This window comes from Streptacidiphilus carbonis (assembly GCF_000787775.1).
Lineage (GTDB): Bacteria > Actinomycetota > Actinomycetes > Streptomycetales > Streptomycetaceae > Streptacidiphilus > Streptacidiphilus carbonis.
Genome location: NZ_BBPM01000033.1, coordinates 43,325 through 49,421 on the forward strand (window position 1 = coordinate 43,325; position 6,097 = coordinate 49,421).

General features: G+C 72.2%; 9 protein-coding genes. 7 read left to right on the forward strand and 2 right to left on the reverse strand.

Going from position 1 to position 6,097, the window contains the following annotated elements:
* Positions 1-118: 118 nt before the first annotated feature.
* The 4 genes from TR46_RS23935 (at position 119) to TR46_RS23950 (ending at position 3,768) form a co-directional block, all read left to right on the forward strand.
* Positions 119-541 (forward strand): hypothetical protein, encoded by a 423-nt coding sequence (locus tag TR46_RS23935; RefSeq protein WP_042404704.1) that lies wholly within the window; start codon positions 119-121, stop codon positions 539-541.
* 96 nt (positions 542-637) lie between these two features.
* The gene (locus tag TR46_RS23940; protein WP_042404706.1) at positions 638-2,761 is read left to right on the forward strand and encodes a hypothetical protein; all 2,124 of its coding nucleotides are present in this window, start codon (positions 638-640) and stop codon (positions 2,759-2,761) included.
* Between the two features lie 81 nt (positions 2,762-2,842).
* On the forward strand, positions 2,843-3,046 hold the full coding sequence (locus TR46_RS43205; RefSeq protein ID WP_042404708.1) for a hypothetical protein: 204 nt from the start codon (positions 2,843-2,845) through the stop codon (positions 3,044-3,046).
* Between the two features lie 107 nt (positions 3,047-3,153).
* Positions 3,154-3,768: a hypothetical protein gene (locus TR46_RS23950; protein ID WP_042404710.1), complete on the forward strand. Its 615-nt coding sequence runs from the start codon at positions 3,154-3,156 to the stop codon at positions 3,766-3,768.
* 16 nt (positions 3,769-3,784) lie between these two features.
* Here the strand turns inward: TR46_RS23950 and TR46_RS23955 are convergent, their stop codons facing one another.
* Positions 3,785-3,997, reverse strand: coding sequence for a hypothetical protein (locus TR46_RS23955; RefSeq protein ID WP_042404712.1), 213 nt, complete (start codon positions 3,995-3,997; stop codon positions 3,785-3,787).
* Positions 3,998-4,116: 119 nt separating this feature from the next.
* Here TR46_RS23955 and TR46_RS23960 point away from each other — a divergent pair, with 119 nt between their 5' ends.
* The 3 genes from TR46_RS23960 to TR46_RS44485 all read left to right on the forward strand — a co-directional run bounded on the left by TR46_RS23960 (position 4,117) and on the right by TR46_RS44485 (position 5,629).
* On the forward strand, positions 4,117-4,383 hold the full coding sequence (locus TR46_RS23960) for a hypothetical protein (RefSeq protein ID WP_042404714.1): 267 nt from the start codon (positions 4,117-4,119) through the stop codon (positions 4,381-4,383).
* Positions 4,380-5,141, forward strand: a complete 762-nt coding sequence (locus TR46_RS38265; RefSeq protein ID WP_052433058.1) for a hypothetical protein — start codon at positions 4,380-4,382, stop codon at positions 5,139-5,141. The genes TR46_RS23960 and TR46_RS38265 overlap by 4 nt, the downstream gene beginning before the upstream one ends.
* Before the next feature lie 134 nt (positions 5,142-5,275).
* Complete coding sequence (locus tag TR46_RS44485; protein ID WP_369406006.1) at positions 5,276-5,629, forward strand: RRQRL motif-containing zinc-binding protein; 354 nt, start codon at positions 5,276-5,278, stop codon at positions 5,627-5,629.
* Positions 5,630-5,889: 260 nt separating this feature from the next.
* Here TR46_RS44485 and TR46_RS44490 read toward each other — a convergent pair.
* The coding region (locus TR46_RS44490; protein WP_236655464.1) for a hypothetical protein at positions 5,890-6,097 on the reverse strand (208 nt) is incomplete at its 5' end.

The window sequence follows — 6,097 nt, forward strand, 5'->3', positions numbered from 1 at the left end:
ATGGCCGCCCGCGCCGTAGCCAGGACCTACAGCGAGGACCTGAACGCCATGGACGAAGCGGGCCTGACCCACGCGTCGGCCGCCGCCCACCACGACTAACGAAACCGGAGGTCTGCCGATGGGCAGCGAAGTAGTTCCCCAAGGACAGGCACAGGCACCGGCACGGCCGACGGACGCCGACAACCGGTACAAGGCCGTCCAGGCCAAGCTCAAGGCCCTGGCGCAGTCCATGGACCAGGCGACCGGGCGGCTGGAGGGCCTGCAGCGCAGGATGCAGAGCAACGCCACCCGCGCCTACGAGCTCGCGGTGGACATCGCCAACGCCCAACTGGACCCCAGGCACGTCGAGATGACCAACGTCGTGTCGCTGGCCCTGGGCGGCGCCGCCGTCCAGACCCGGCTCCTGCACCAGACGGCGCAGGAGGTCGCGGCGATGGCGGATGAGACCCAGCGCGGCCACGCACGGCTGTACGAGGCCCTGGACGAGATCCGCTCCTCCCGGCGCGAACGCACCCCCAAGCCGGGATTCTTCCTCCGCTGACCTGCCCCACTCCCCCGTTCACGGGCGGCCCCGCCGAACCACGGCGGGGCCGCCCGCTCCGTTTCACTCCCCTTTTCGAGCAAGGAGACCACCGTCGTGTCCACGACCCCGCGCATCGTTGTGCTGGAACGCATCGCCTACACGGCAGCCGCGCCGGTCCTGGCCGCGGCTGCCGACCTTCCCCTGCACACCCCCATCGGCTGGGGCGTCGCCGCGGCTGGCGCCGTCGGCGGCATCGGCTCGGTACTGGCCGTCAAGAGCGACGAAGGCACTGGCCGCAAGCTGGTGCGCCTGGCCCCGCTCACCCTGGCGGCCGCCATCGACGTCGCCGCCCACAGCGTCACCGGCTGGGGATGGGGATGGACCTGGGGCTTGAACGCGGCCCTGGCCGCCGGATGGGCGGCGGCCGGCTGGTTCGTGCTGCCGCTGTCACGCACCACCCGCCGCTTCCACCGCCCCGCCCTGGCGCAGACCGTGGCCCCGCAGCCGCTGCCCGCGCCGGTGCCCGAACCGGCCCCGGTACCGCTCGAGCCCACGGACCGCTTCACCCACGGGGTGCGGGCGCTGTGGGAGCGCGCCGGCAACCCCGGGCGCACCCACGTGGTCAAGGCCGTCCCGTACCCCGGGATGCCCAACGACCTGACGATGCTGCTGCGCGCCACGGAGCCCGGTCGCCCGATCACCGGGGTCACCGCGGCGTCGGTCGCGGCTGCGTTCGGCATCGGCGAGGGCGACGTCACGCTGGCCTCGGTGCCGCAGCAGGCCGGCCGCCAGGGCGGGCCGGGCTGGCTGGAGGCGCACCTGACCCCCGACCAGGCGCAGCGCCGCCGCACCCACCCCACCGTCCAGGAATGGTGGGCCGACCGGGTCGCGGTCGACGCGATCCCCGGCGCGCAGTTCGTCCGCAGGGTCCGCAACGACCAGCGCGGGGTGACGTACTGGACCGCGCGGATGCCCGACTCCATGGGCGAGCCCAAGGTCAACATGCCCGCGCTGTGCCGGGCGCTGGGCACCTCCTACGAGGACGGCGTGGTGTTCGTGACCGTGGCCGGCGGGGACATCCTGGTCTCGCACTGGGACGACTCGCCGCTGGCCCGGATCTACCCGGCCACCCGAGAGCTGCTGACCCCCGACTCCGAGGGCCGGTGGGTGGTGGGCTACCTGAGCAACGGCCAGCCCGCCCGCAACCGGGTCTACACCGACGTCGGCGCCGCCCACGGCCTGCTGGTCTCCCCCACCGGCGGCGGCAAGACGCAGCTCATGTCGCTGTTCATCTGCGCCGACACGAACTTCGGCGCGGTGGTGTGGCTGGCCTCCCAGGCCAGTGACGAGAAGACCACCACCTTGGGCCGGTTCGTGGACCGGCAGGGCTCGGGCGAGTTGTACATGGTGCGCGCGATGCGCGCCGCGCTGGCGCTGATGGAGATCCGCGCCAAGATGCCGTGGGCCGACGGCCAGCTGCACGACTGGGACCCCAAGCTCCCCGGCTGCCCGTACGCGGTGCTGTCGGTGTACTGGGATGAGTTCCTGACCGCCGCCCGCAACGGCGACTACGGCCCGGAGATCATGGACGACGCGGAGGAGATCTCGGTCAAGGGCCGCAAGTACGCCATCGGTGAGAAGGTCGCCGGGCAGAGCGTCTACGTGCAGGACGGGTTCACCCAGCTGCTCAACGAGAACCTCCGCCAGCTGTGCATCCCGGTCGTCCTCAAGGTCGCCCCGAAGAAGATCTCGGACATGTTCAAGAGCCTCGGAGTCGCGCCCGAGGACATCCCCGACCCGCTGCCGCGCTCCTTCACCAAGGCGGAGGCCGGGCGCATCGACCGGATCATGCGCGGCGAGCCCGAGCCGCCGAACGACTCCAACACCGGCGGCGTGGGCTGGATCGTGGAAGGCGCCAAGCCCGAGGTCATGAGGTCGCTGCTCATCGACTTCTCCCAGGACATCAGCCACCTGTTCCCCGAGACCGTCACCCACCTGACCGACCACGAGATCGCCGAACTCACCGCGCGCGACCTGTGGTTCGACTGGCAGAACGAACCGCCGCGCCCCGGCGAGTTCGGCCCCGAGCCCGAAGACGAGGACGACCTGGGCGACGGTCCGGCCCGCAAGACCAAGCCCCGCGGCGGCAACGGCGGCGGGAAGGGCCGACCGCGCCACGACACCGTCGCCAACCCCCGCCAGGCGCTGGACGCCATCAAGAAGCTCACCGGCGTCTGACCCGCACCCTCCGCAGGCCGCCGCACACCCGTGCGGCGGCCTGCCCCGTCCTGCACGCACACCGACCCCCGGGGAGTTCCCGTGACGACCGTCAGCATCTCCGTGATCGCCCTGACCATCGTGGTCGCGATCATCATGCTCCGCACCGGGCGGGTGACCATCACCGCCGCCATCGTCTGGTTCCTGGCCGGCTTCCTGGCCGCCTCCACCAGCGTCGCCCCCGGCATCAACGGCCTGATCCACACCACCACCCGCACCTCGAACAGCATCACCACCGGGCGCTGAGCATTGCGGCCGCTCCCCCGGCCCTCACCGTAGGTGAGGCCCGGAGAAGACGCCGCAGACTCCGCGCGTCCATCCCCCGCACCACCGACACGAAGGGCTCGATCACCATGACCGCCACCGACCCGTACGCGGAGTTCTACGCCGACCAGGACACCGCCCCCGCCGACCGGGGCGCGAACCTGCTGCTGCCGCCCGGCTACATCTCCGCGATCGACCCGGCTACCGGCCAGATCGTCGCTGTCGCCGTCGCCGACAAACCCGCCCCTGCCCCCGAGCCGACGCCGGTGCCGGAGTTGACCGTGCAGTCCGTGCAGGCCGCCATGGAGACCACGCTGCAGAAAGCGCTGCGCCTGGCGCACGAGCAGCCGGCTCCGCTGCCCGAGCAGGCACCGCAGGCCCCCCAGGGACTGCCGCCGGTCTACGGGCAGATCGTGGTCCTGGGCTCGTTCGCCATGCTCGCCGCCAGCGGCTCCGCATGGCTGCTGGGCGCGGCCCTGGCCAAGGCGGCGCCGGCGCTGCCGGAGGTGCCCGAGGTGCTGCGCTGGACCCTCTACCTGGTGGTCGGCATCGTCGCCGCCATTGTCGCGGTCCGACTGATGGCCACCACGAAGACCGGGTCGGGCGGCACGAAGGTCACCGCGCTGGTGCACCGCGAGTCCCACACCCACATCGGCAAGCAGACCGGCGGGTTCTGGAAGGGCCAGGTCAACAACAAGCTCTGACCGAAGACCAGCTGAGTCAGTCGTTCTCTTCCAGGTACAGGCGGCCGTCGTCGCCCAGGTACGCCGGGTAGATGAAGTCGCCGATCAGGACGCCGTCGATGACCACGACGAAGTCCTCGTCATAGCCGTCCAGCCACACCCGGCCGTCCGCGTCGGTGACCGCGTCGTAGATCACGCCGTCGGCGACCACGGCATCGAAGGTGAACCCGCTGCGCGTGAACAGGCCCATGGCCCGGCCCCTCTCATCTGCCGTCGTGTGCAACCAGGGTGACGCATCGCCAGGCCGCGCGACAGCCCCTCTCCCCCACCAGCTCAGTCCTCGCCGTCCCCGAGCAGAAAGGCCCCGTCTTGGGACTGTTCAGCAAACCCGACCCGCCCGCCGTCATCGGCGTCCTGACCACCCCGCCCGCCAGCAGCTGGTGGAAGCTCCACCGCCACCAGGTCCTGCTCGCGGTCGGGCTGGTGGTCGGGTTCTGGCTCGCGGTCCACACCGGCGCCGCCGCCAGCCCCAGCAGCTGCCCGACCCCGGGCCCCACGTCCCACAGCACCGCCCGGCCCGGCACCACCGCGCCGACCCTCATCCACGTCCCGCCCGCCAAGGGAGCCAAGCCATGACCGAGCAGACCGCCGACCAGCTGCCCGACCCCTCCGACTCCGAGCCCGGCCGCCTGGCCCGCTGGCTCAAGGACCAGCGCTTCACCGTCGACTTCTGGTTCCACTACACGCTCCTGCCCTGGACCCGGACCACCGCCCGGCCCTGGACCGGAACCCGGCTGCGGGAAGTCGAGCGCGCCGTGATGGGCGGCTGGAGCGCCACGGTGGCGTGGATCCGGATCCTGGCCGCCCTGCTCGTGGCCACCGTCGCGATCTCCCTGATCGGCGAGGGCTTCGACCTGGCCCTGTCACTGTGGCGGCACTCGCGGATCGACGCGCACCACGCCGGGATCGTGCAGACCATCACCCGCCCCGTCCACGCATACATCACCGCCCACGCCGCCAGCCTGCCCACCGACCCGGCCACCGTGTGGGCGCTGTGGCAACTCGCCGCCCCGGCGCTGCTACTCGCGGCCTTCACCGGCCAGATCGCCGCCCGCTTGGCCTGGTGCGGCTACGGAGCCGCGACAGCCGCCGCAGTGTGGATGGCCACCCCCGACCCCGGCCGCCCGGTCGCCCTCGCGCTGACCGTCGCCCTGTGGGCAGCGGCCAGCACCGTGGCCCTGTACGGGATGCGGCTGCGCCCGCTGGTCATCCTCAGCCGCCCCCAGGCCGCCGGCCGCGCCCGCCCGACCAGTGGCGTGCCGGCGACCGGGCAAGCCCGTGCCGCGCTGCCCGCCGCCGCGGCCGACCGCGACCAGGAGCCCGACGCCTGGTAGCCGCTCCCCCGTTCCGCCCGGGGCCGCCGTGCAGCCGGACGGCGGCCCCGCCCAAGCCCGAGCCCGCGCTGATGACGACGGAGGACCTGGTGCGCGCGACCGACTACGACCCCGACGGAACCCACCACGGCGGAATGCCGACCTGGCCGCTGCGCTGGGCACCCCCCAAGACTGAACTAGCCACGAAACGGCAGCTCAGGGCTATGGGGCTCCGGCCGGCCGGGCAAGCAGTGTGCGGACAGCTGGTCTGGCGATCGCGCCTGACCCACGGTCAGGAGACCTACGCGTGGCTGTACCGCGTCGACCTCGCGCTGCCGGTACGCCCGATGACCCCGGCCCGCGCCGTGGCCCTGGACCGGGCGATGGCAGCACGACAGACCTGCCCCCTGTGCCGTGTGCGATTCCAGACGTGCCTGCCGCTCAAGAGCATCGGGAGCTGCTGGGGGTGCAGTGAGGAATCCGCGGACATGGCGGCCGCTGCCGCCTGATCCCCGTCCGGGTCACCACGCTGACCGCCATCGCACCACGCCCGGCACCGCGGCGGGAGCGATGGCGTGCTGTGCGGCCACCTGGCCGACACCGCATCCTGATGGAGGGTCCATGCCCCCTCTCCCCCGCTTCCTTGCCCGTGTCGGGGCCCGTTGTACTGCATCAAGTGCGCCACGTGCGCATTGAGCTCGACCGTCCGGCGAGCGGATGGAGGCGCTTCCGTAGCGCCCTTCGTCAGGCGGCACACCGACCGGAGTGCTCACCTACCCCAGGCTTCGCCGTCACCTCCACCGGGACCGTAGCGGGCGAGCGCCTCATCCAGCGCGTCCCGCTGCAGATCCGTCATCGGCCCCAGGACGCAGATCGGGAACATCCCCTTGCGCCCGATCGCACTTTTCGCGAAGGGCCACCCTGCTGGCTTCTCAGGCCCGAGCCGACCGGCCCGGTCGAACTTCACATGGAGTCCA